Source organism: Helicobacter apodemus, from assembly GCF_003097575.1.
GTDB classification, from domain to species: domain Bacteria; phylum Campylobacterota; class Campylobacteria; order Campylobacterales; family Helicobacteraceae; genus Helicobacter_D; species Helicobacter_D apodemus.
Window position 1 is genome coordinate 370,978 of record NZ_CP021886.1, and the last position, 21,759, is coordinate 392,736.

Genomic DNA, 21,759 nt, shown 5'->3' on the forward strand with positions numbered 1-21,759 from the left:
CTCTAAACTTTTTAAGCTTTAAAAGCTCTTTTTAATCCTCAATATAATTTTTGAGTTTTCTCCCTACTTTTGGGTGTTTAAGTTTTTTTATCGCACTAGATTCTATTTGCCTTACCCTCTCTCTTGTTACATTTAATTCTTTCCCAATTTCTTCTAAGGTTCTATCTGATTCATCCTCTAAAAGTCCAAATCTCATACGAATAACAGCTTTTTCCCTTTCATTGAGCTGGTCTAAAACATCATCAATTTGAGACTTTAAATCCTCTTTTAAAATCTGCTCCATAGGTCCTGCTAAAGTCTTATCCTCAACAAAATCTCCGAATTTTCCATCCTCTCCATTGCCAATAGGGGATTCAAGACTAATGGGTTCTTTGGTGATTTTAATAACATTTTTAACCTTATCTACAGGAAGCCCAACTTCTTCTGCTATTTTTTCAATGTCTGGCTCTTTACCCTCCTCTTGCAAGAATTTCCGCATAATCTTATTGATACGATTAATGGTTTCAATCATATGAATAGGTATCCTAATAGTCCTTGCCTGATCGGCAATTGCTCTTGAAATCGCTTGCCTAATCCACCAAGTTGCATAAGTGGAAAATTTATAACCTTTTTTATATTCAAATTTATCGACAGCTTTCATAAGCCCGATATTCCCCTCTTGAATTAAATCTAAGAAAGGCAATCCACGATTAGTGTAACGTTTAGCGATACTTACCACAAGACGCAAATTAGACTTTGCCATTTTTGTCTTTGCTTTATCGGCTATATCTTTTCCACGTTTAATTTGTTCTAAAATCTGCTTGAGTTTTTCTGGCTCTAAATCAAAGCTCCCCTCACTGGCTGCTTTAGTTTGAAAGAGTTTTTTTATCTCCATATAAGTAGATACCATTGTAGTCTCTGGCACAGATGCGGTAATTTCTGCTTTACTCATTTGTGTAATATTCTCTAAGATTTTCCTATGGTTATTAAGCAATAAATCATTAAAAAGGGGTAAGCGGTATTCTAAACGTTTCAATTCCCTATCAAAGCCCTCATCGCTTTTTATAGTATTCTCCATAGCCTTCACAAGCTCATTAATCAATTTACTAGTAGGACCTAAATCTAATAATTTTTCTTTTAGGAATTGTTTTTTATGGGCTAAAATAAGTAGAAAAAGCATATCATTATCGCTTTTTTTCTCATTGCTTTGCTCCCAAGTTTTTAACCAATCTTTCTTAGCTTTCTCCAAAGCTTTAAAGCTCGCTAAAACATTTTCAATTCTTTTTTGATCTTTTTTACTAATAGGTTTTTTTGCCTCTCCAACTTCTTCACCCTCTTCTATCTCTTCTTCTTCCTCCTCTTCACTCTCTTCTGCTTCTTCATCATCAAAGCTTTTAAAAAGCTCTTTAACTCTTCTTTCCCGATTAATTAAGGCTTCTTTATAGTCTAAGATAAAATCAATCAAATAAGGCACAGAGCAAATCGCATCTAAAATAATATTCTCACCCAATTCTATGTTTTTACTAAGCTCTACTTCGTCCTCACGCGTTAAAAGCTGAATCTGCCCCATTTCTCTTAAATACATTCTTACTGGACTATCACTACGACTCCATTCTAATAGTTCTCGCTCTTTCATAAAATCAAATTCTTCTTCTAATTCCTCATCTAAAAGTCGTTTTTTTTCTTCTTTTATCTTCTTTGCTTCATCTTGATTAAGGAGTTTTGCAACTTCTGAAGCAGACATTAATTGCTTATTATATTTTTTAGCTAATTCCTGCACTCTTTTTGCTTGAGCAGCTGTTGGTAATTTACCTAAGACTTGTGCAACCTTTTCATAAGAAATGTATTTTGTTGTATTTTTAAATAACTCATCAAGCTGTTGATTAACATTTTTCGCAGACATAGCAAACTCCAAAAGCAGTATATATGATTTGTCAAAAGTCCTGGATTATACATAAAATTATTTAAAACTTTATTAAGAATACTTTATTCTATTTTTAACGAAATTGCCAACATTCTTTCATTTGTTTTAAATATTTTTTATCCAAACTTACAATTAATAGCTCTTCCCTATCGCCTAAACAATCTATAACCTCACCATTAGGATTAACTAGTAAAGAATCCCCATAAAAATTCCATAAAGTTTGTGTTATTTCATCTTGATGTTGTCCTATACGATTAGCCCTTAGAATATAACAATTATTTAAAAAAGCACGCATTTTAATAATACTTCTCCAACGCAAAGAAGAATCAAAAGTAGAAGCACTAGGGAGTAAAACACAATCGACTTGATGGGTTTTAAATTGTAACCAAAACTCATCAAAGTGTAACTCATAACCAAATAGGATAGAAAACTTTAGTCCGCCCATACTAAAAACGGGAGGAATTTTGATATTTTTAGGAATAGTATTAGCAAAAAATTTCGCTTCATTCCAATGTTCATAGGGCATCAATCTTTGTGCTCGATAAAAAAGAATTTTTCCCTTATTAATAATGGCTATAGATTTATAAATTTTATTCCCCACTACTTCAAATATCGGCGTTACTATGGTAAGAGCGTAAGAGTTAGAGATTTTTATCAACTGCTCATTGCTAGATTGTATAGAATGAATAAGTAAGCTTTTCTTTGTATTTTCAAATTTTTTAAAAAATGGGCTTAATAAATACTCCCCAAAAAGAATGATTTTTGCTTTTTGTTCTAATGCAACTTGCAAATAAGATTTTATTTCGTTTTCACCTTTAAAGGCTGATAGCTGAAGTGCAGCAATTTTCATTATACTTCCTTTTTATCAACTTGCTCATCAAATTGTGCTTTTAATTCTTGGCATCGTATTTTTGCATCTTCAAGCATTTTTTGTGCCTTTTTTAAGGTTTGCATTCCTTCTTTATAAAATTCCATACTCTGATGCAAGGTTATATTTTCATCACCTAGCTTTTCAATATATTGTTGAACAATCATCAAATGATCTTCAAAACTATCGCTTTTAATATTGTCATTTTTTTTGTTTTTATTCATTGTTTTGCTCTGTTGTTTCACTCTCTAAAAGTTTCTTTGCATCTATACAAAGATTCTTCCAAGGAGATTGAATATCTACTGCTTCACATTCTGTGTAAGCTTGTATTGCTTCTGGAATCTTATTTAATTTGTGATTTAAATAACCTTGTAAATAGTAGATTTGTATTTTTTCTTGTGGTTTTGAGATATGTGTTTGGGCTGATAAAAGCAATTGTAAAGATTCTTGAAACTTAGCTTCACGATTAAGAGTTTCAACTAAACTTAATTCAACCCAAGGAGAATATTCATAATGTTGGTATTTATTTTGTAGGTCGATAATCTTTTGAGCATAGATTTTAATAGCCGTATCATCTTTTTTTTCAAGTGCATTAAGTAAGGCAATACGATAGATTTCGATCATTTTTTCATTGTCTTTTAGTTTTTCTTCTAAAATTGGTAAAAGGTTAAAAGCTTCTTCTTTACGTTTTTCGTGATTTAAAGCCATAAATAACACCCACGCAATATCATTATATTCTTCTTTACTTAGGAGATTAAGGGCATCTCTGGACGCAAGAGCCGCTTTAGGATAATTTTGCAGTTGGTATTCCACCCACCCTAAATAATAAAGCCATTTTTCTTTATTCTCTGCTTTAGTAATTTTTTGTAATGCTTCTTGTGCAATTTTTTGAGCAGGAATATATTGTTGGTTTTGGTAAAGGCATTGCAATAAATCAAATTTTTCACTCTCTTCAAGAGGAATTTTTTCTGCATATAAATTACCATAATAAGCAGCACTTTTGCAGTTATCTTCAGAGAGGGAATCTTTGACTAAAGCAGCCACTGCACCTAATAATAAAGGATTGTTTTCTTCTAATTCATTACGCAAGGCAAAAATTTCTTCATAATGTTTTTCTTGAAATAAGGTTTCTATTTTTTTCTCTAAAGCCTTTTTAGCTTCTTCTTTGCCTTCATAGTTTTTAAGAACATAGTCATAATGTTTCAAACGTTTTTCTACATCATCTTCATCAAGTTTTAAGAGCAAAATATCATCTAATTCCTTAATTTCCTCTTCCTCTTTGTCGTCTGTTGGGTTTTGTAATAAAAGCTGATAATAATGATGAGCCTTAGGGAGATTCTCTGATTTATCATACCATATAGCGACATCTTTAAGTATATCTCTGTATTCTGGATAATCTTCATCAAGGGATAAAAATAGTAATTCTGCAATTTGTGCTGGAACTGTATAAATGCCTTTTTCTGTCCATTGTTTTAACATATTATAATAAGTTGGGACATCTTTTTCAAAGAAAGTTGGATTAGCCTCTAAAACACTCTGGAGATATTTTTGGGCTTCTTCTTTATCCGTTTCTCTGTAATATTCCCCTAAAGCGATGGAAGCTAAAGAAGCAATATCTAAATTTTGTGTTTCATTAAGCACGGATTGATAAAGATTTAATACTAATTTCCTCTCCCCCCTTAAATAGAGATTTTTTCCATAATCTAATCGCGCTAGGAGTTCAAATTGATCCCCTTTGTATTCATCAAATAATCGTCTATAATAATAACTAGCCTCTTCAAAGAAATCCATCTTTGCATAGGTCTTAGCTATAATATATAAAATCTCTGAAATGTGAATATCTGTGGGATAGGCATTTTGCCAAGTCTTAGCAAGCGTAATAATATCCTCATAGTTTTCCTCACTTGCTAAACCATCTAAAGCTATTATCTTTAAATACAAAATATCGCGTTTAAAAATGGTATTAGGAAATAAAGAAGACATTTCATCAATAGCTATTAGAGCTTCTTGATAAGACTTATTAGCTATTAGGGATTGAATTTTTAAAAAAGAATCTTTATCAGCACTCCCTGTATTATCACTTATAGGAGACATTCTAATATCTAAAACACCAATACTTGGATAGCCAATAATATCATTAAAAGTGATAGGAAAATTTAAACCCTCACTTGGTTTATCCTCTAAAAAGGGCAAGGTATCCTCATAACCAACAATCTGCCACCTTTTAGATTCTATATTGGTTTCTAAAGGGATAGGATAAGGGGTATTAATATTAAAGGCTGTGTTAAAAAGTTTTATTTTTTTCTTAGGGGTTATTCGCAGATAAAAACCTTTTTTTTGCAATTCTGGTTCGATTACAAAAAACAAAGTATTGCTACTTGAAACCCTTGATGCTAGTTTTTGATCAAACTTACATAAAATACTTTCTACTTCGGAATTTCTATTTAAAGTTTCTTGGCATAAAAAAGGTTTATCGTGAATAATATTTAAAACTGCGAAGTTCTTATTGTTTTCTTTACCGCCATTAATATATAGCTCTAGCCCAAATGCAAATTCTAAGCTACAAAAATACAAAAAAATAAGAATAAATTTTTGTTTCATATACTTCCAAGCTCTTTAAAATTCTGTGTATTATACTTTTTTTGCATTAAAACTCTCATCAAACTTTTCTTGTGCTGGTAAAAATTTAAAATAAGTAATTTCAGCCCTTGCTAAAATTCTCATAGGGGGACCCCAAAACCCTGTTCCGCGATTTACATAGATTTGTGTTTTTGCATTATGTTGATAGAGTCCTGCTAAGTAAGGTTGATCAAGAGTTACTAAAAATCTAAAAGGAAAAATTTGACCGCCGTGCGTATGTCCGCTTAAAACTAAATCTACCTGATTTTTTTCTTTTACTTCAAAGATAAATTTAGGCTGATGGGCTAAAAGGATAGTCGGTAAAGTTTCTTGCCTATTTTCTAAAGCTTCTTGTAAATTGGGCTCTAAAACGCCAATTCTCTTACCAAATAAATCATAAACTCCTGCAAGATTAATTAAAGGCTCTCCATTTTTTTCTAAAAGAATATTTTGATTTTCTAAAATTTTTATCCCCATTGACTTAATGGTTCCTAATAATTCACCAATATTATGAAAATATTCGTGATTACCAGCAATAAAATAAATACCAAGAGGGGCTTTTAGGTTTGATAACTCCTCAAGTGCTTCTGAAACTTGAGAGATTTTAGCATCAATAATATCGCCTGTAAGAAATATAACATCGGTTTCAAGCGCATTAGTTTGTTTAACAATCTCTCTTACCGCATTTTTTTCTATTAATCCCCCAATATGTAAATCACTAATTTGCACAGCACTAAAAGATGTGGGTAATTTTGATAATGGGAGTTCTATGACTTCTATCTTAGGTTTTAACCCCCCTTCAATCATACCCCAACCCAAATAACCACCTGCGAAGATTCCACTTCCTATATTAACAATATTCCTAAAAAACCCTCTCCGCTTCTTACTAAAATACGGGATTAAAGATAAGGGTTGATAAATAAGCATAACAACAAATAAAATAAAGGCTACACCAATAGATAAAGAGACTAAAAAATAAAGACTTAAGGGTATATTGAGATAATAACGTCCCCAAAAATAACACAAAATTCCCAAAAAGTTAAAGACTAAAAAATATTTTAAAAGCAAAAGTGGGAATCTTGTCTTTATCATTCTTTTAAATAACAAAAAATAAATGCCAAGATGCATTATCAAAAAAACTATTAAAGCTAAAAGGGGGAATAGATTTTTCATAAATTTTTATCCTTTATTTGTCTATAAACAGATTTAATCTCTCTTAAGGAGTTCTAAAATTTCAAATTTATACCATTCTCTAAGAAAATTTTCAAGATACTGCCTAATCTATAAGGGATACTTTGCCGCTCCAATAAGGCTATTTTACAATCTTGATAAGTTTTAAGGTATGCTTTAATCACAAATTGAGAATTATATTTAAGCGTGAAAGATAGTGATAAATTTAAACATTTATATCTAGTTTTTTCATTATGGGGGGCTTTAATTTTTTTGGATAATGGAATTTAATTGTGGAAACACGAAAGCTCGTCAGCTATTCTACGCTTCCACATTAAGAGATTGTTTTAGTTTTAAGTTTTGAGATTTTAGATTTTTTGCCTTTAAATTTTTGCTATCAAGTAGATATTGTAGATATTTAACTTTTTCCTCTATAGTATCCATTAGTTCAAAAATGCTTTTGTTATTTTCCCCTGCTACTTGGGAATTGATCTTAAGCTTAAACATCTTTTGTTTAAACTCCTTTATATTTGTGCCATTGACAGCTTCTAAAAATTCTCCAAAGTGATCAAAATCCAATAATGAATCTAATTCTTTATTTATATCCTCTACCGCACTTTTACTCATAGAGGGGTCAAGTCCCTGCATTTTCCCCCAAATAGTTACTTCTCCAGCAATTAAAGGAGTAGGCGTTGTGCCAGTATGCATATTGCTACTTAAAAACCCTACCAAAAGTCCTCCTTTAGTAATGCTTCCATCTTTATTAGTGTATTTTTGAAGCATAACATCAAAACTTCCATTATTGAAAACATTAATATCAAAAGGCTTTGGAATAACACTATCATCTTTAGTAAAAAAGCTAGGGGCAATGCTTTCATTACTAGAAACACCTTTAAAGCCATCATTAGCTAAGATGTTTTTAACTTCTTTATAAGAATATACTTCTTTAACCTTTCCATTTTGTTTATCTATCTTGTAATTTTGTGGAAAATGCTCCGCTAAATCCTCCCCGCTAAAACTCTCTTTTGAGGCAAGTTTAGGACTTTTTTCTAAAAGTTGAAAAACTATCTTATAGGCATTACCCAAAGTTTGGGCAATATCTATGCTTTTATATTCTCGAAAAACCTTTCTACTATCTGTCTCTTTTGCTACTAAGTTTTGCATTGTAGAGGAGTGAATCTTATAATCCTCTGGTATTCCTGCTGCTTTATTAAACTCTTTAGTAAAATACCCTTCTTTATCGACTTTATAGCCTAAGATTTCTTTAGAATCTAAGGAGGATTTTTTAGATTCTATGCTTTGGTTATTTTTTTCTATATTAGTATTGTCTGCATTATTAGTATTACTTGCATTAGTATTACTGATGCGGAGATTATTGCTAATGTTTAAAGAAAAACTACTTAAAGAAAAGCTAGAGTTTAAAGAACCTATCATAGTTATATTCTCCTTTTTCAAGATTAAATCTATCAATATGCTTTGATACTTTATACTTCCATTCCTTAGAGGTATCAAAGCAAAAGATATTCCTTAAATACTGAGATTTCTTCTATTTATTTTAATCTTTGAAAGATAAAAAGAGAGAAAAGCTATCTACCTAAACATTAATATCAAGCTTTTTCATCGCTTGTTGGATTCTTTGTTTTTCTTCTTGTTTCTTTTTTTGTATGCGCTTTAGATTCTTTTTCATTGCTTCATCTAGCTCTTCGAGCATTATTTGCATAGGGCTTTTGTAGTTTTTTTCAAACTCTTCATCCTCTTTTCGCCATTGATCTAATTTTCTTTGATAAGATTTCATAAGTTCTGAATGTTTTTTCTTAAAAGTCTCCAAATCAGTTCCAAACAACCAACTACCATCTTCCCCTGTTGCATAGAGAGGTCCTAGAGACTCAAGGTAGGAACTAAAAACCCACTCCACTTCTTGCCTACTTAAACTTTTATCATACCCTTCTCCTTTACCTCTTATTGTTGTTGTGCCTTCTATTGTGTAACTCAGTTTATTAACAACAGCTACTAAAAGCCCACCTTTAGTAATAGAGCCATCTTCATTAATGTATTTACTGCCATTAGGGTTGAAATTGAAGGATTCTTCTTGACCACCACTAGCATTATTAAAAATATCTGTAGCAGGGAGACCTTGTCTCATTGTCTCACCACTGCTAAAGAAGAGATTTGAAGCTTTTTTATCTTGCTTTTCTAAATCTTTCCAATTTGCCTGATTACTAGCAAAATTCATATAATCCTTAGTAGTTTGATAAATTTTAGTAACTTGCAAACTTCGTCTATCATATTCATAGCCTTGAGGGAATTTAGCTATTTCTTCAAGGCTAAAACTATCTTTATCTTTTAAAGTATCCTCCCCTACGACTTGGGAGAGAATCTTATAGGCATTACCTATGGTTTTGGCAATATCTATATCGGTAAAGTCCAAGGAAGGAGCTCTTACCCTCACTAAACTCTCTAAGCTTGAGGAGTGAATCTTATAATCCTCTGGTATTCCTGCTGCTTTATTAAACTCTTGTGTAAAATACCCTTCTTTATCGACTTTATAGCCTAAGATTTCTTTAAAAGCTAATGAGGATTTTTTAGATTCTATGCTTTGGTTATTTTTCTTTATATTAGTATTATCTACATTATCAGAATTACTTGCATTAGTATTATTGATGCGGAGATTATTGCTAATGTTTAAAGCATAATTATTAAAAGAAAAGCTAGAGTTTAAAGAACCTATCATAGCTATGTCTCCTTGTTTAATATATCTTAAGATAAATTATTATCGTATAAGAATCTTATATTAGGTAATTCTATTACTTCAAAGAAATTCAAGCAAAAGGTATTCCTTAGTAATTAAGATTTATTCTAATGCTTCTAGTCTTTAAGGAATGAGAAAGAAAGTTCTGTCATTGAATTAAAATAATCTTTGCCATTAAAGATAGGATTTAAAATAGCTCCAACATTGACATAAACATTAATTTAGAGAATCTCTAAAATAAATATTGTTATGCTATTTATTATACTTCCCTATCCATCTTTTGTGTTTTAAGAAAACTCTCTATGATGAAGTTATCTAACCTGTTGAAAGAAGAATCCACATTGGAGCTTTGATTAAATAGGAGAGAGAGCAAATTCGCTTTTTGTTGGTTTTGTAAGAATTGCAAAGTATTAAAGATATTTGTATCTTGATAGGTTTGATTTTGGCTTTTGCCTTCAATAGGCTTAAAAGGATTTTTTCCTTTTTGTTCCACTAGATTGTTGATTTGCTCTATCTCCACATTTTCCACTCCAATCCCCTTTAGCTGATTCTCATTCTTGGCTTGATATTCTTTTCTCAATTCCTCCCATTGTGCCCTAAACTCTTCTGGAGTTATTTCATTGATAGACTTTCTTAATAGCTCTCCAGCTTTACCCCTATCAAGGATATTCATCCCCAATAAATTATCATTCTCATCTAGGATGTTTGCATATTTGCTTCCAGCCCTCTGCATCTCTCCTGCTATCGTTAAATCACCGACTATATATTCATCATTTAATACCATAAAAGCTGTGAATTTACCACTTTGATTTAATTCACCCTTATTGTCAATGAATTGAGGAATCTTCAAAAGAGAATCATAAAGCGATTGATTATCACCCATTGGCTTTTGCTTAGCTTGGCTTATCAAGACTTCTATGCCTTGATTAGATAGTTTTGAAAATGCTTGGTAGCTGTTTTGAATACTTGCTTGCATATTAATATTGTTGTAATAACCCAATGCTTGGGACAAATCATATCTTACAACAATATCAGAAGGGATTTTTATGCTACTTGGGATTCCAAGTTTTGCATTCAAGTCATTGTGGAAAAATCCATCTTGATTGGGCGTATAACCAATAGCTTTAGCAACTGTTCCATTCCAATCAAATAAGGAGGTTGAAGAATTTGTCGCAGAATCTATTGGAGTAGGTTTTTCTTGATTTTTAGACAATAAATTATTCTTTTGATTAAAAGAGTGCTCTAACTCCCTTTGTGTAGTCAAATGATAATTATTATGAGATTGAATCTTCATCATTAATCCTTATTGAAATCTTGATTCTAAAACTTTTTTATATTGGTTGCGTATTTCATTAACAATCATATTATTGGGAGTAAACCCTATTGAATACGCAGTTCCTGTTGCTATATTATAAATAGCCGTTCCGTAAGAAAAATAGATATATCTACCATTCCTAGAATAACCCACATGCCTTCTTACAGTAAAGCCTATAAGATTATAAGGAGTGCCAGTGGCAGCTAACCAATCCTGTCCTCTGCGTTGGCTTGGATTAGAGCATGAAGATTGACCTTCTCCGCATAAACCTATAGAAAAATAATTGCCGTTTCTCTTTAAGGTTTTTAACTCATAATCACTAGGAACCATAATAGCATGAATTTCATTTCCTCCACCAGCAAATCCAACCCTATATCCCCCTTCACCTGTTTTTTCTCTTCAGTGTTTAGTTTAGTAACACCTACACTATTACTAGTAACTTTTCCTTTACTCACTAACGCTAAAACATCTTCTTGTGCTAATGCTAAGCTTAAAGGTAAAGAACCTAAAACTAAAATACTCAAAACCTTTTTAAACATAATTTCTCCTTTTTAAAATTTTGTGTTTTCACTCTAACATAATTTTTATTTTGAAGTCAATCTTTATTTTACTTTTATAATTATTTATTCTTTAAAATTCTAGTCAATATCTTTAAATTTAAAAGGATTGGAATGAAAAAACTTTTGCTTACTCTATTGTTTCTAACAAGCACTCTTTTAGCCAGTGATGAACTCAATATCGATAATCTTTTTAAAAAACAAATTGGTTTAAGGAGCATTACAAGCTTTTCTTTGCTTAGCACAGGAAATGCCAATACTTATTCTCTCTATCCTAATATTAGTATAGGGGGAGATACAACACTTTGGGATGATACCAAGCAACTAAGTCTTAATCAGGCTTTTATTTATACACTTATGCCTAAGTTTGATATTCTTGTATCAGGGAGTGGTAGTTATACAAGGAAAGAATATACAGATACTTCTAGTCAAAATCGCATAGGTTTTGATAATTTATGGCTTGGCTTTATCTATACAGGCAAAAGTATTGCAGACTTTATCCCACAGATTACCTTTCAAACCGCTATTCTCCAAAGAGAATCTTCAGCTACTGAAGATAAAAGCTTCTACCTTAAATCCCAAAGTCTCCAAGCAACCCTAAGGGGATATAGTGATCCTGTAGTCTATAGTATTTATAGTGGATTGGGATATAACGCAAAAAGGAAGTTTAAGATAGGTAAGATAGATTATGGGCATAGTCTCTATATAGGAGGAGATCTCTCTATTATCTTAAGCCCTAAAATCACTTTAGATTTAGGAGCAGAACAGAGATTCCAAACCAAACAAAAGATTAATGGGAATCAAACCTCTAATATCCGCTCTATCCCTACCTTTTCTGTTGGTTCTACTTATAGTCTTAACCAAGATACAGCCATTTCTGTTAATGCTAACTTTGGTGGAAGCTCTGCTGCTCCAGATGCAATATTTGGATTAACCTTATGGAAAAAGTTTTAAATGATACTTCAAGTCTTTAAACTTTATTTGGTTGTGTATCTATGCTTCCTTACAAGATAACAAGAAAGAAATAACTATGAAAAGACTCTTAAAATTTCTTATCTTCTTTTCTTGGCTACCCTTAGCTTTAAAAGCAGAATTTATCCTCAAATCCTATCAAGAGATAAGGAATGAGAAGGTAATAAGACAAACTTATGAGCAATCTTGTGGTGCTTCCTCACTAGCTACTTTAATAAACCTTATTGATAACCAAAAGCTTAGTGAATTAGATTTGTTAAAAGTAATGAGTGAAAAAGAACTTACTACCGATATGGTAAGCTTCTTAGATTTAGAAGAAGCGGTTAAAAAACTAGATTTTAAAAGTGATTCTTTTCGCATTAATGAGCAAGTCTTAGATAAACTTATTAATATTCCCTTACTTGTCAAAATTGAAGATGATCCAAGATTCCCACATTTTGTAATCATCATTAATTATCAAGGTGATTTTCTTAAAGTGCTTGACCCAAGCTTTGGAGAATATATTAGCTCTAAAAGAGAGTTTTATAGTATATGGGATAGAGAGAATAAAGGCGGATATGCTTTGGTAGTTGTCCCAAAGCAAGAGTTTAAAAGACTTGATTTTAATTTCCCTAATAAGCTTAATTTTGAAAAAAGGGTGTTTGGGAGGTTTTAGACTCATTAATCTACATAAGACTCACAAAACTAAGCTAAAAAGCTTTTAGAGCTAGAACATAAAAATCGTGCGATTTTTGTTATAATCTAGGGCAACTTTATATTCAAGAATTAGGATTATGCTTTTTAAAACTTTCTTACAAACCTTGCCTGTTTTAATGGCTTATTTGCCACTTGGCATTGCATTTGGTATTCTTTTTTCTACATTGCAAATTGCTTGGTATTTTGGAATCTTAATCGCCATTTTTGTTTTTACAGCTGCGGGACAATTTTTACTTATTTCACTCCTTAGTATAAATGCTGGATTATTAGAAATTGGTATTGCCTCTTTCTTGCTAAATATTCGCCATATGTTTTACTCCCTTGCAATTACTCCTCAAATTAAAAATTTTGGCTCAAGTAAATATTATATTCTCTTTGGATTAACAGATGAGACTTTTGCTCTTGTAAAAACTTACCAACAAGAACAAAATTTGCAAGAACAAAATCTCTCGCTTAAAGCATTGCAAAAATATTATATAACTATTACTTTTTTAAACCATATGTATTGGGTTGTAGGTTGTGCGTTAGGGGTATTTATAGGAAAACATTTAGAATTTATACCTAAAGGTATAGAATTTTCCCTTACAGCCCTTTTTAGCGTATTAACATTATCCCTTTTGCAGAACTCTCCTAATAAAATACCTTTCATTATCGCTTTAGGAATTGGAGTAGTAGGCTTATTTTTCTTTCCAAGTGAGCAATTTTTACTTTTTAGTTTGCTTTGTGGTATTTTTGTCTTACTTATTGGTAAAAAATGGATTTATCGTGGATAATCAAATATTTTATATTATTGGTGCTATTTTCTTTGCCTCTTTAGGGACAGCAATAACACGATTTTTACCTTTTTTTCTTTTAAAAGATAGAGTGGATAGCCCTCTTTTAAAATATTTGCAAGATACTATGCCACTCTTAATTATGACTCTTTTAGTGTTTTTTACCCTTAAAGATATTCCTTGGGAGCAAACCTATGGAATCTATGAAATTAGTGGAATTTTATGCGCAATTTTTTGTTTTTTATTGTTTAAAAATTCTGTTTTGAGTATATTTTCAGGAATTATTTTTTATCTTTTGGTAATAAGGATTTTTTAAATGGTTAAAATTTATGGGATTAAAAACTGCGGTAGTGTTAAAAAAGCAATAGATTTTTTTATGAATAAAAAAATAGATTATGAATTTATTGATTTTAAAAAAACACCACCTAGCTTAGAAAAAATACAAGAATGGGCAGAAAGAAGTTCTTTAGAAGCACTTTTAAATAAGAAAGGCACAACTTACAAGAAATTAGAATTAAAGAATAAAACTTTAACTCCACCATTAATTCAAGATTATCTTTTAAAAGAACCTATGCTTATTAAAAGACCCGTAGTTGAAGCAAAAAATAAAATATTCATAGGTTTTGATAGTGAAAAATATGAGGAGATACAATGCTAAAAATCATTCAATTTAGTAGTTTTATTTCCCTTATTTTTATTTTATTGGGTTGTGCTAACATCACTCCTGCTTCTGTTTCTACGCAAATAGACTCATCCCTCCCTAAGCAAGATTTGAGACTTTATGCAAAAGATACCCGAGTTTTTAAAGATAGCTTAAAGCTTAAAGAAGGCTATTTAAAGCATTTTTTCTCACCCTTTAATCAAGAGCCACAGCTTAATGCTTTAGAAGTTCAATGGGGATTAAGGGCTGCTTATAATAATTTAGGCTTTGGTGAAAACCTCCTCCCTTATACCATAGATTTTATAGATAATATCAAGCAAGAGATGAATCTAGAGAGTTTTCCTAACACCAAAAAACCTGCAATTATCACTCGCTCTACAAACTTAAGGGTTGTTCCAACACATAAACCACGATTTTTAGATCCTAAATTACCCGGAGAGGGATTCCCCTTTGATACTTGGCAAAATTCCTCTATCTATGCAGGAACACCTATTTTAATCACACATTATTCACAATCTAAAGAGTGGGCTTTTGTAGAGAGTGGGTTTGTAAGTGGTTGGGTGAGTGTTTTAGATATTGCTTTATTAAATCCTACCCAAATACAACTTTTAAAAAACACTCAAGATTTTCTTGTAGTTAAAAAAGACTATACTCCTATAAAAAGTTCTACTAATCATTTCTTAGAATCTGCTAGAATTGGTATGCTCTTACCCCTTATTGGAAGCACTAAAAAAACTTATGAAAGCCTTTTTTTTATCCGCACCCCTAGTGGTTATGCAAAAGTGATTAAAACCCACCTACCTGTAGAAAACTTTGTAAAATTCCCTATGCCCTTTTCTTCAGTAAATTATGCGAATCTTACTCAAGGTATTGTTGGTGAAAGGTATGGTTGGGGAGGAATGTTTGGTAATAGGGATTGTTCTATGTTTTTACGCGATACTTTAGGAAATTTTGGTTTTTTCTTATTAAGAAATTCCCAAGCACAAATTAAACAAAAAGATTTTAAGGATCGCTCGTTATATGTTGATTTATCACAAAAAACACCCCAAGAGAAAATAGCTTTTTTAAAAGAAAATGCTATTCCCTTTGCGACTTTACTTGGTATGAGGGGGCATATTATGCTTTATCTTGGAGTTTTTAATGATGAAGTTTTAGCCATTCACGATATTTGGGGATTAAGAACATTACAAGACGGAAAAGAAGGGAGAGAAATATTAGGGAGAATCATCATCACTCCTCTTGATATTGGTAAAGATATAAAAACTATTTCACAAGATTCTTTACTCATAAAACGGATTAGTGGAATGCGGAATCTTTTTGAAACAAATGAATTAAAAAATGCAAAATAGTAACTCTAAAGAAATAATTGAATGCAAAAATGTTAAATTTTCTTTTACCAAAGAACGAATTTTGTATAATGTGGATTGGGTAATTAAAGAAGGCGATTTTTGGGCTATCATTGGACCAAATGGTGGTGGAAAAAGCACTTTAGCGCGTCTTTTAGTGGGATTATTAAGTCCAACAGAAGGCAGTATTATTAAAGATTCTAACCTAAAAATTGGTTATGTCCCACAAAATACTTTCTTCAATCGCCACTTCCCAATCACTGCTTTAGAGGTTGTGATGATGGGATTTTTAAAATCTAATCTTTTTGGAGGATTTTTGCCTAAAAATGCTAAAGAAACAGCCTTAAACCTTTTAGAGCAGTTTCATTTACAATCTTATGCAAATAAAAAAATTGGTGAGCTCTCTGGTGGTCAGAGGCAAAGGATACTTATCGCAAGAGCATTATGTGGGAATCCTAATCTTTTAATTTTAGATGAACCAACAGCAAGTATTGATTCAAAAAATCAAAAAGAGATTTATGATTTATTGCAAAAAATCAATCAAGAAAAGACTATAATTATAATTAGTCACGATGTTTCTGTTTTATTAGGTTATGCTAGAGAAGTTTTATATGTTAATCAAAGCATAAAATCTCATAATATTAGTCATTTAAAGCAAATTCATCAAACTGAGCATTTTTGTGAAGTAGAAATGTTAATGGAATTTCAACATTCAAACAATTTAGGAGGTAATCAATGAATAATTCATATGATGTAGCAATCATAGGAGCTGGAATTTCTGGGAGTGCATTATTTTATGCTTTAACACATTATACAAATATTCAAAGAGTGGTTTTATTAGAAAAGTATTCAGAACCCGCAACACTTAGCTCAAGTGGAAATAATAATTCTCAAACTATCCACGCAGGAGATATCGAAACAAATTACCCTTTTGAGAAAGCTAAAAAAGTAGCACGAGATGCAGAACTTTTAGTTTCTTATGCACTTTTTCATAATTTACAAAATAAAAGCATTTTTGAATACCAAAAAATGGCAATTGGTGTAGGAGATGAAGAAGTAGAGTTTATGAAAAAACGTCATCAAGAATTTCAAGAGATTTTTCCAAATTTAGAGTTTTTCACTAAAGATACCCTAAGAGAAATAGAGCCTAATGTTGTTAAGATGCTTGATGGAAGTGATAGAGTAGAAGATATTGTAGGTTCTGGATCAAGAAAAGCTTTTTGTGCGATGAATTTCCACGCTGTATCAAATCATATGATAGAACAAAGTCTTTTTGGGGAACATAAACTAATTTGTAATTTTAAAGTTACAGATATTATCGAACAAGGGGATGGGGCTTATACCCTTAAAGCTCCCGGACAACCCCCTATCACCGCTTCTTTTGTTTTAGTTGATGCGGGTGCACATTCATTAGTCTTAGCTCAAAATATGGGATATGGATTAGATTTAGGCTGTTTGCCTATCTCTGGTAGCTTTTATTTTATACCCGGTAATAAACTACAAGGAAAAGTCTATACTGTTCAAAACCCTAAACTTCCTTTTGCAGCAATACACGGAGATCCAGATATTATTGCTACAGGAAAAACAAGATTGGGTCCTACTGCACTTTCTTTACCTAAACTTGAACGTTTTAAAAGTGGCACTTTCTTAGAATTTCTTAAAGTTTCTGGGTTTGGGGAACTCTCTACTGCAAAAATTATGTGGGATTTAATTTCTGATAGGGAAATTAGAAATTACATTTTACGAAACTTTATTTATGAAATTCCAAGTATTGGACGAAAATATTTTTGGGAAGAAGCAAAAAAGATTATCCCCTCTATTCAACTTCATGAGTTATCTTATGCAAGTGGTTTTGGTGGTATTAGACCCCAAGTTCTTGATAAAACACAAAAAAAGCTAATCTTTGGTGAGAAAAAAATTAAAAGCAATAAAGGTATTACTTTTAATATGACTCCAAGCCCGGGTGCTACAAGCTGTATTAAAAATGCTCTTGTAGATATGTTAGAGATTGTAGAATACCTTGGTAAAGAAATTAAAATGGATAAAATCAAAGAAGAATTAAAAGAAGAGAGTTTGGAGTGGGTGCTTGAGTGATATTTTGCAATATACTTTTATGCAAAATGCCCTTATTGGAGCATTTTGGGCGAGCATTATTTGCGGTATTATTGGCACTTTGGTTGTTACTAATAAAATGGTATTTCTTGCAGGAGGTATTGCTCATAGCCTCTATGGCGGAGTTGGGATTGCGATTTTTTTAGGATTCCCAATTATTATTGGAACAGCCTTTTTTAGTGTTGCTTGTGCTATTTTTCTTGGAATTATGTTGCTTTATGCTAAAGAGAGATTTGACGCGTTAATTGGCTCACTTTGGGCTTTTGGAATGGCGGTAGGAATTATCTTAGTAGAATTATCACCTGGATATAATAAGGATTTTATGGGATACCTTTTTGGGAGCATCTTAAGTATCACAGATAATGATATTTACTCTATGATAATTTTTAGCGGTTTTTTATTTTGCTTTGTTTGGCTAAATTATAGAGTTATTCTTGGTATTTCTTATGATAGCGAATTTACCCAATTACAAGGAATTAATACAAAAGTTTTTAATATCCTCTTAATGATTATCATTGCTTTGGGTATTGTTATTTCTATGCACTCTGTTGGACTTATTCTTATTATCGCACTTTTAAGTATCCCTGCTTATTGTAGTGAAGTTTTTACTAATTCCTTAGCTAAGATGATGATTGCCTCTAGTTGTATTTCTTTTATCGCAATGATTGGTGGCATTTTAATCGCTTATTTTTATGATTTTGCTGCTGGTGCTAGTATCGTTGTTGTGCTTTGTGTTTTGTCTTTTATTTTAATATTGGGAAATTATTTTTGTCACAAACAATTTTCAAAACCTTAAAGGTAATAAAAATGGAGAATTTACAAAAAGAAATCAATCAATACAAAAAAATCGCTTCTAGGGCTGTAAAAATCGCTCTTATATCTTGTGCTATTACCATTATTTTTGCTTTTCTTAGTCTTTGGATTCTTCTTAACCAAATCACAGCAACAGCGAATCTTACAAAAAATATTAGAAATTTAGAGCAAAAAATATTAGAAATCTCTAATTTTAAAATGGAATAAAAAATGCTTTTATCCTTTTAAAAATTAAAGGAGTTTCAATGCTTTCATCAATCAATCCTTATGGATTAGGAAATATACAAACTAGCCATACTATACCTACTACCGCAAAACAAAATGAAATAACACAAAAACCCCAATCAAAAGAGATTCAAGAATTGCCTACAATCTCTAATGAGGCACTAGAAATTCGTAAATTTAGTGATGGTATTAAAGGTGCTAATGAAATTATTGGTGCTATGCAAATTGCGGATATAACTTTAAATGCCCTAAGCTCTCAAGTTAAAACTCTTGGAGGGGTTAATTCTCAAAATATAGACGCCTTAGATAAAACAGCAAAGAATGCACAATTTAAAGGAGACGCACTTTTTGGTAAAGAACTTACATTAAACCTTGCAGGGGAAAATGTTTCTCTTTCTCTACCTCTACCTAGTCAGTTACTTAAAGAAAATTCCTCTCTTATGCAGGCATTAGCTAATAAACACGATGAAATCTCACAAAAATTAGGGCAAGTTAGCGATCTCGTAGAAAAAGCAAGTTTGCCACTTAATCAGGCAACAACAAATTTTGATTTTGAAAATTTTGATGCTAATACCTTTAAGGGCTTATTTTCTTGAGCCTTAAAGTTATTATTGCAAACCTCTCATAGATTCTTAGAAAAATCTATAACTTCTTCTTTAGAAAAACGAATTTTTTGAGGTATTTCATCTGTTTTCCTATGCCCCACTACTAACATTATAGAAGTTTTTTCTTTGGAAGTATCAAGCTTTAGATAAATATCTAAAGCCTCATTATTAAAGCCCCCAATAATGCAAGAGCCAAGATTTAGTGCAGTTGCTCCATTAGCTAAATTCCCTAAGGCTAAAAAAGTTTGCTCTCTTGCATAATGAAGTTTTTGCGCAGGATTCATAGATTCAATAAAAGGTTTATAAAGTTCAATACGTTTTTGGAGTTCTTCTTTTGACATATTTCTTGATTGTAGTTTTTTTACAAAATATTCCCCAAAATCTAATCGTGCTACAACAATAATGATAGCTCCACACTTTGCAACATGCTTTTGAGAATTAGCAATTTCTGCAATTTCTTGTTTAGTTTTGTTATCTTCTATAACAATAAATCTCCAAGGTTCAAGCCCTAAAGAACTAGGAGATAATCTCCCCGCTTCTAAAATATAATCTAATTCCTCTTTGCTTAAAAGCTTCTCTTGAAACTCTCTGCACGAAAAACGTTCTTCTAATATTTTTTTAAAAATTTCTTTTTGCATATTCTCTCCTTATAAAATAAATATTTTCTAGTTTTTTTGCTTCTAAAAGTTGAAGCTTTCATCGACAATTAAATCCCCTTTTTTCAAATTTTCTAAATATTGTTGAAGCTTACGCAATAAAAAGGATTTCTCTCTTAAAGAAAGTGTCGAATCTTTAATAAGTATTTTTCTCCTCTCATCATAATGCTTATACAAAATCATAATCATCTGCCGCTTTAGCATCTCTTTGTTTTGTGCCTTAATACGTTCATCAAGTAAAATTCCAATTAATTGTGAATCTTCTAAATCTTTTTTTAAGAGTTTCTCATAAGCTTCCCTTTGAGAAAAAAACATGGAAGATTCTAAATAATTCATAACATATTCCAAAAGATCCATATCCTCTAAAACACTTTTAATAATAATCTTTTCGACAAGAGTATAATAATCTTCATTGCTTTGAAGGATTTCAGAAGTTGGTTTTATGTTATTTTTATGGACTTTTGTTGGGATTAGATGTAGGGGTAAGTGAAGTTTTTGTCCTAACCATATCCTGTATTCCTCTTGTAAAACTAAAGATAATTGGTGTAAAAACTCCAAAGATTCTTTTAAGCAAGAATCTTTTTGCATAGGATTTTTTAAATCATATTTTGCAATAATCTCCCCAAAAACAAAATCCACTAAAGAAATAGGAGCATAAAATAAATCTTTTAACTGCTTTATTTCGCCATTATTTACCATATCAGCTGGATCTAAGCCTTTATCAAAAATTACTACACCACCTTCTTTGTGAGCTAAACTTAAAAGCATAGCGGCTTTAAAAGCCGCTATGATACCTGCACTATCACCATCATAAGCAATAATAACCTTTGGGTTGCCCTTAGCTATTAAGGGTAAATGTTCTTTGGTTAAAGCTGTTCCTAAAGTAGCCACTGCATTATTAAACCCTGCTTGGTGTAGCATAATCACATCTAAATATCCCTCTGTAATGATAATCTCCCCTTTTTTATAAATATTTTCTTTAGCTTGGGGATAACCATAGAGAAGTTGTGATTTATTAAAAAGTTTGGTTTGGGGGAGTTAATATATTTTGCTTGGTGATTCCCTAATGTCCTCCCTCCAAAACCTACGATTTTATTTTGGGGAGAACGAATGGGAAAAATTATTCGTTGGGCTAATCGTGCGTAATAATGCTTAACTCCATTTTCATCATCTACTCCTAATATCCCTAAATTCAAAGCCTCCGGTAAAGAAATAGAATGCTTTTGTAAATATCCCATAATCTCATAATTATTAGGTGCATAACCTATTTCAAAAAGATTTCTAATAGACTCTGTAATGCCTCGTTTTTGAATATAACTCTTAGCTTCTGCATTGAGTTGTAGCTGGTAATATTCATTCATAAAATCTAAAATTTTATTATCTTCTTTGGGTTGATAAGTTTGGGCATAAGTTAAAGAAATATTATAAATTTGTGCTAGTTTTTCAAGAGATTCTTTATAAGAGATCTTTTCATATTCCATAACAAATTGGATACTATCTCCACCCACACCACAACCAAAACAATGGTAATAGCCCTTATTGGCGTTAATAACAAAGCTTGGTGTTTTTTCTTGGTGAAAAGGACAACAAGCTTTATAGGTTGCTCCTACTTTCTTCACTTCTATATAATGAGAAATAACCTCTACAATATCTAACTGATTTTTAAGATTTTCTATACTCTCTTGTGTAATCAATGCTAATGAGCCTTAGATTTTTAGA

The 21,759-nt window shown here is 31.4% G+C and carries 24 protein-coding genes; 11 read left to right on the plus strand and 13 right to left on the minus strand.

Annotated elements, in window-relative coordinates; all coding sequences use genetic code 11:
• Window positions 1-31: 31 nt before the first annotated feature.
• From rpoD to CDV25_RS01805, 10 genes are all read right to left on the minus strand, one after another.
• Window positions 32-1,882 (minus strand): RNA polymerase sigma factor RpoD, encoded by a 1,851-nt coding sequence (gene rpoD / locus CDV25_RS01760; protein WP_108910517.1) that lies wholly within the window; start codon window positions 1,880-1,882, stop codon window positions 32-34.
• A gap of 94 nt (window positions 1,883-1,976) precedes the next feature.
• Entirely contained in the window at window positions 1,977-2,753 is a 777-nt protein-coding gene (locus CDV25_RS01765) for a carbon-nitrogen hydrolase family protein (protein WP_108910518.1), read from the minus strand.
• The gene (xseB, locus tag CDV25_RS01770) at window positions 2,753-2,995 is read right to left on the minus strand and encodes an exodeoxyribonuclease VII small subunit (protein ID WP_108910519.1); all 243 of its coding nucleotides are present in this window, start codon (window positions 2,993-2,995) and stop codon (window positions 2,753-2,755) included. Before xseB ends, CDV25_RS01765 begins: the two co-directional genes overlap by 1 nt.
• A complete protein-coding gene (locus tag CDV25_RS01775; RefSeq protein WP_108910520.1) occupies window positions 2,988-5,372 on the minus strand; it encodes a DUF7494 domain-containing protein in 2,385 nt (794 codons plus the stop codon). The genes xseB and CDV25_RS01775 overlap by 8 nt, the downstream gene beginning before the upstream one ends.
• A 30-nt stretch (window positions 5,373-5,402) precedes the next feature.
• Entirely contained in the window at window positions 5,403-6,563 is a 1,161-nt protein-coding gene (locus CDV25_RS01780) for a metallophosphoesterase (protein ID WP_108910521.1), read from the minus strand.
• 318 nt (window positions 6,564-6,881) lie between these two features.
• Complete coding sequence (locus CDV25_RS10285; protein ID WP_204161854.1) at window positions 6,882-7,994, minus strand: Cj0814 family flagellar-dependent secreted protein; 1,113 nt, start codon at window positions 7,992-7,994, stop codon at window positions 6,882-6,884.
• Between the two features lie 160 nt (window positions 7,995-8,154).
• Window positions 8,155-9,291 (minus strand): Cj0814 family flagellar-dependent secreted protein, encoded by a 1,137-nt coding sequence (locus CDV25_RS01790; protein ID WP_108910522.1) that lies wholly within the window; start codon window positions 9,289-9,291, stop codon window positions 8,155-8,157.
• Between the two features lie 277 nt (window positions 9,292-9,568).
• Window positions 9,569-10,603, minus strand: coding sequence for a Cj0814-related protein (locus tag CDV25_RS01795; protein WP_108910523.1), 1,035 nt, complete (start codon window positions 10,601-10,603; stop codon window positions 9,569-9,571).
• A gap of 9 nt (window positions 10,604-10,612) precedes the next feature.
• Window positions 10,613-10,954 carry a hypothetical protein gene (locus tag CDV25_RS01800; RefSeq protein WP_108910524.1) on the minus strand — a complete coding sequence of 114 codons (342 nt, stop codon included), beginning with the start codon at window positions 10,952-10,954 and terminating at the stop codon, window positions 10,613-10,615.
• Entirely contained in the window at window positions 10,930-11,163 is a 234-nt protein-coding gene (locus tag CDV25_RS01805; RefSeq protein WP_108910525.1) for a hypothetical protein, read from the minus strand. The genes CDV25_RS01800 and CDV25_RS01805 overlap by 25 nt, the downstream gene beginning before the upstream one ends.
• Before the next feature lie 132 nt (window positions 11,164-11,295).
• Between CDV25_RS01805 and CDV25_RS01810 the strand changes: the two genes are divergently transcribed.
• From CDV25_RS01810 to CDV25_RS01860, 11 genes are all read left to right on the plus strand, one after another.
• Window positions 11,296-12,135, plus strand: a complete 840-nt coding sequence (locus tag CDV25_RS01810) for a hypothetical protein (protein ID WP_108910526.1) — start codon at window positions 11,296-11,298, stop codon at window positions 12,133-12,135.
• Between the two features lie 76 nt (window positions 12,136-12,211).
• Window positions 12,212-12,808: a C39 family peptidase gene (locus tag CDV25_RS01815; protein ID WP_108910527.1), complete on the plus strand. Its 597-nt coding sequence runs from the start codon at window positions 12,212-12,214 to the stop codon at window positions 12,806-12,808.
• Window positions 12,809-12,926: 118 nt separating this feature from the next.
• Window positions 12,927-13,622, plus strand: a complete 696-nt coding sequence (locus CDV25_RS01820) for an AzlC family ABC transporter permease (RefSeq protein WP_108910528.1) — start codon at window positions 12,927-12,929, stop codon at window positions 13,620-13,622.
• Window positions 13,615-13,938 carry a branched-chain amino acid transporter permease gene (locus tag CDV25_RS01825; RefSeq protein WP_239056387.1) on the plus strand — a complete coding sequence of 108 codons (324 nt, stop codon included), beginning with the start codon at window positions 13,615-13,617 and terminating at the stop codon, window positions 13,936-13,938. The genes CDV25_RS01820 and CDV25_RS01825 overlap by 8 nt, the downstream gene beginning before the upstream one ends.
• Entirely contained in the window at window positions 13,939-14,280 is a 342-nt protein-coding gene (locus CDV25_RS01830) for an arsenate reductase family protein (RefSeq protein ID WP_108910529.1), read from the plus strand.
• Window positions 14,274-15,632, plus strand: a complete 1,359-nt coding sequence (locus tag CDV25_RS01835) for an SH3 domain-containing C40 family peptidase (RefSeq protein ID WP_204161855.1) — start codon at window positions 14,274-14,276, stop codon at window positions 15,630-15,632. Before CDV25_RS01830 ends, CDV25_RS01835 begins: the two co-directional genes overlap by 7 nt.
• Window positions 15,622-16,368, plus strand: coding sequence for a metal ABC transporter ATP-binding protein (locus CDV25_RS01840; RefSeq protein WP_108910530.1), 747 nt, complete (start codon window positions 15,622-15,624; stop codon window positions 16,366-16,368). The genes CDV25_RS01835 and CDV25_RS01840 overlap by 11 nt, the downstream gene beginning before the upstream one ends.
• Window positions 16,365-17,723 (plus strand): FAD-dependent oxidoreductase, encoded by a 1,359-nt coding sequence (locus CDV25_RS01845; protein WP_108910531.1) that lies wholly within the window; start codon window positions 16,365-16,367, stop codon window positions 17,721-17,723. The genes CDV25_RS01840 and CDV25_RS01845 overlap by 4 nt, the downstream gene beginning before the upstream one ends.
• A complete protein-coding gene (locus tag CDV25_RS01850; RefSeq protein ID WP_108910532.1) occupies window positions 17,716-18,537 on the plus strand; it encodes a metal ABC transporter permease in 822 nt (273 codons plus the stop codon). The genes CDV25_RS01845 and CDV25_RS01850 overlap by 8 nt, the downstream gene beginning before the upstream one ends.
• An 11-nt stretch (window positions 18,538-18,548) precedes the next feature.
• Window positions 18,549-18,761 carry a DUF5408 family protein gene (locus CDV25_RS01855; protein ID WP_108910533.1) on the plus strand — a complete coding sequence of 71 codons (213 nt, stop codon included), beginning with the start codon at window positions 18,549-18,551 and terminating at the stop codon, window positions 18,759-18,761.
• A 38-nt stretch (window positions 18,762-18,799) separates the two neighbouring features.
• A complete protein-coding gene (locus tag CDV25_RS01860; protein WP_108910534.1) occupies window positions 18,800-19,375 on the plus strand; it encodes a flagellar FLiS export co-chaperone in 576 nt (191 codons plus the stop codon).
• A 26-nt stretch (window positions 19,376-19,401) separates the two neighbouring features.
• Here the strand turns inward: CDV25_RS01860 and CDV25_RS01865 are convergent, their stop codons facing one another.
• Genes CDV25_RS01865 through CDV25_RS10400 form a run of 3 tightly spaced genes read right to left on the minus strand, consistent with a single transcriptional unit; the run spans window position 19,402 to window position 21,734 of the window.
• On the minus strand, window positions 19,402-20,022 hold the full coding sequence (locus tag CDV25_RS01865) for a nitroreductase family protein (RefSeq protein WP_108910535.1): 621 nt from the start codon (window positions 20,020-20,022) through the stop codon (window positions 19,402-19,404).
• A 42-nt stretch (window positions 20,023-20,064) separates the two neighbouring features.
• Complete coding sequence (locus CDV25_RS10395; protein WP_239056388.1) at window positions 20,065-20,961, minus strand: toprim domain-containing protein; 897 nt, start codon at window positions 20,959-20,961, stop codon at window positions 20,065-20,067.
• Window positions 20,962-20,969: 8 nt separating this feature from the next.
• The gene (locus tag CDV25_RS10400) at window positions 20,970-21,734 is read right to left on the minus strand and encodes a DNA primase (protein WP_239056389.1); all 765 of its coding nucleotides are present in this window, start codon (window positions 21,732-21,734) and stop codon (window positions 20,970-20,972) included.
• Between the last annotated feature and the right edge of the window lie 25 nt (window positions 21,735-21,759).

What these genes read in the sequence shown, in the direction of transcription:
- xseB (WP_108910519.1), bottom strand. Translation starts at nt 2,995, where the DNA reads ATGAATAAAAACAAAAAAAATGACAATATTAAAAGCGATAGTTTTGAA.
- CDV25_RS01815 (WP_108910527.1), top strand. Translation starts at nt 12,212, where the DNA reads ATGAAAAGACTCTTAAAATTTCTTATCTTCTTTTCTTGGCTACCCTTA.
- CDV25_RS10285 (WP_204161854.1), bottom strand. Translation starts at nt 7,994, where the DNA reads ATGATAGGTTCTTTAAACTCTAGCTTTTCTTTAAGTAGTTTTTCTTTA.
- CDV25_RS01860 (WP_108910534.1), top strand. Translation starts at nt 18,800, where the DNA reads ATGCTTTCATCAATCAATCCTTATGGATTAGGAAATATACAAACTAGC.
- CDV25_RS01835 (WP_204161855.1), top strand. Translation starts at nt 14,274, where the DNA reads ATGCTAAAAATCATTCAATTTAGTAGTTTTATTTCCCTTATTTTTATT.
- CDV25_RS01840 (WP_108910530.1), top strand. Translation starts at nt 15,622, where the DNA reads ATGCAAAATAGTAACTCTAAAGAAATAATTGAATGCAAAAATGTTAAA.
- CDV25_RS01820 (WP_108910528.1), top strand. Translation starts at nt 12,927, where the DNA reads ATGCTTTTTAAAACTTTCTTACAAACCTTGCCTGTTTTAATGGCTTAT.
- CDV25_RS01790 (WP_108910522.1), bottom strand. Translation starts at nt 9,291, where the DNA reads ATGATAGGTTCTTTAAACTCTAGCTTTTCTTTTAATAATTATGCTTTA.
- CDV25_RS01795 (WP_108910523.1), bottom strand. Translation starts at nt 10,603, where the DNA reads ATGAAGATTCAATCTCATAATAATTATCATTTGACTACACAAAGGGAG.
- CDV25_RS01810 (WP_108910526.1), top strand. Translation starts at nt 11,296, where the DNA reads ATGAAAAAACTTTTGCTTACTCTATTGTTTCTAACAAGCACTCTTTTA.
- CDV25_RS10395 (WP_239056388.1), bottom strand. Translation starts at nt 20,961, where the DNA reads ATGCTACACCAAGCAGGGTTTAATAATGCAGTGGCTACTTTAGGAACA.
- CDV25_RS01805 (WP_108910525.1), bottom strand. Translation starts at nt 11,163, where the DNA reads ATGTTTAAAAAGGTTTTGAGTATTTTAGTTTTAGGTTCTTTACCTTTA.
- CDV25_RS01845 (WP_108910531.1), top strand. Translation starts at nt 16,365, where the DNA reads ATGAATAATTCATATGATGTAGCAATCATAGGAGCTGGAATTTCTGGG.
- CDV25_RS01865 (WP_108910535.1), bottom strand. Translation starts at nt 20,022, where the DNA reads ATGCAAAAAGAAATTTTTAAAAAAATATTAGAAGAACGTTTTTCGTGC.
- CDV25_RS01800 (WP_108910524.1), bottom strand. Translation starts at nt 10,954, where the DNA reads ATGGTTCCTAGTGATTATGAGTTAAAAACCTTAAAGAGAAACGGCAAT.
- CDV25_RS01855 (WP_108910533.1), top strand. Translation starts at nt 18,549, where the DNA reads ATGGAGAATTTACAAAAAGAAATCAATCAATACAAAAAAATCGCTTCT.
- CDV25_RS01765 (WP_108910518.1), bottom strand. Translation starts at nt 2,753, where the DNA reads ATGAAAATTGCTGCACTTCAGCTATCAGCCTTTAAAGGTGAAAACGAA.
- CDV25_RS01775 (WP_108910520.1), bottom strand. Translation starts at nt 5,372, where the DNA reads ATGAAACAAAAATTTATTCTTATTTTTTTGTATTTTTGTAGCTTAGAA.
- rpoD (WP_108910517.1), bottom strand. Translation starts at nt 1,882, where the DNA reads ATGTCTGCGAAAAATGTTAATCAACAGCTTGATGAGTTATTTAAAAAT.
- CDV25_RS01780 (WP_108910521.1), bottom strand. Translation starts at nt 6,563, where the DNA reads ATGAAAAATCTATTCCCCCTTTTAGCTTTAATAGTTTTTTTGATAATG.
- CDV25_RS01830 (WP_108910529.1), top strand. Translation starts at nt 13,939, where the DNA reads ATGGTTAAAATTTATGGGATTAAAAACTGCGGTAGTGTTAAAAAAGCA.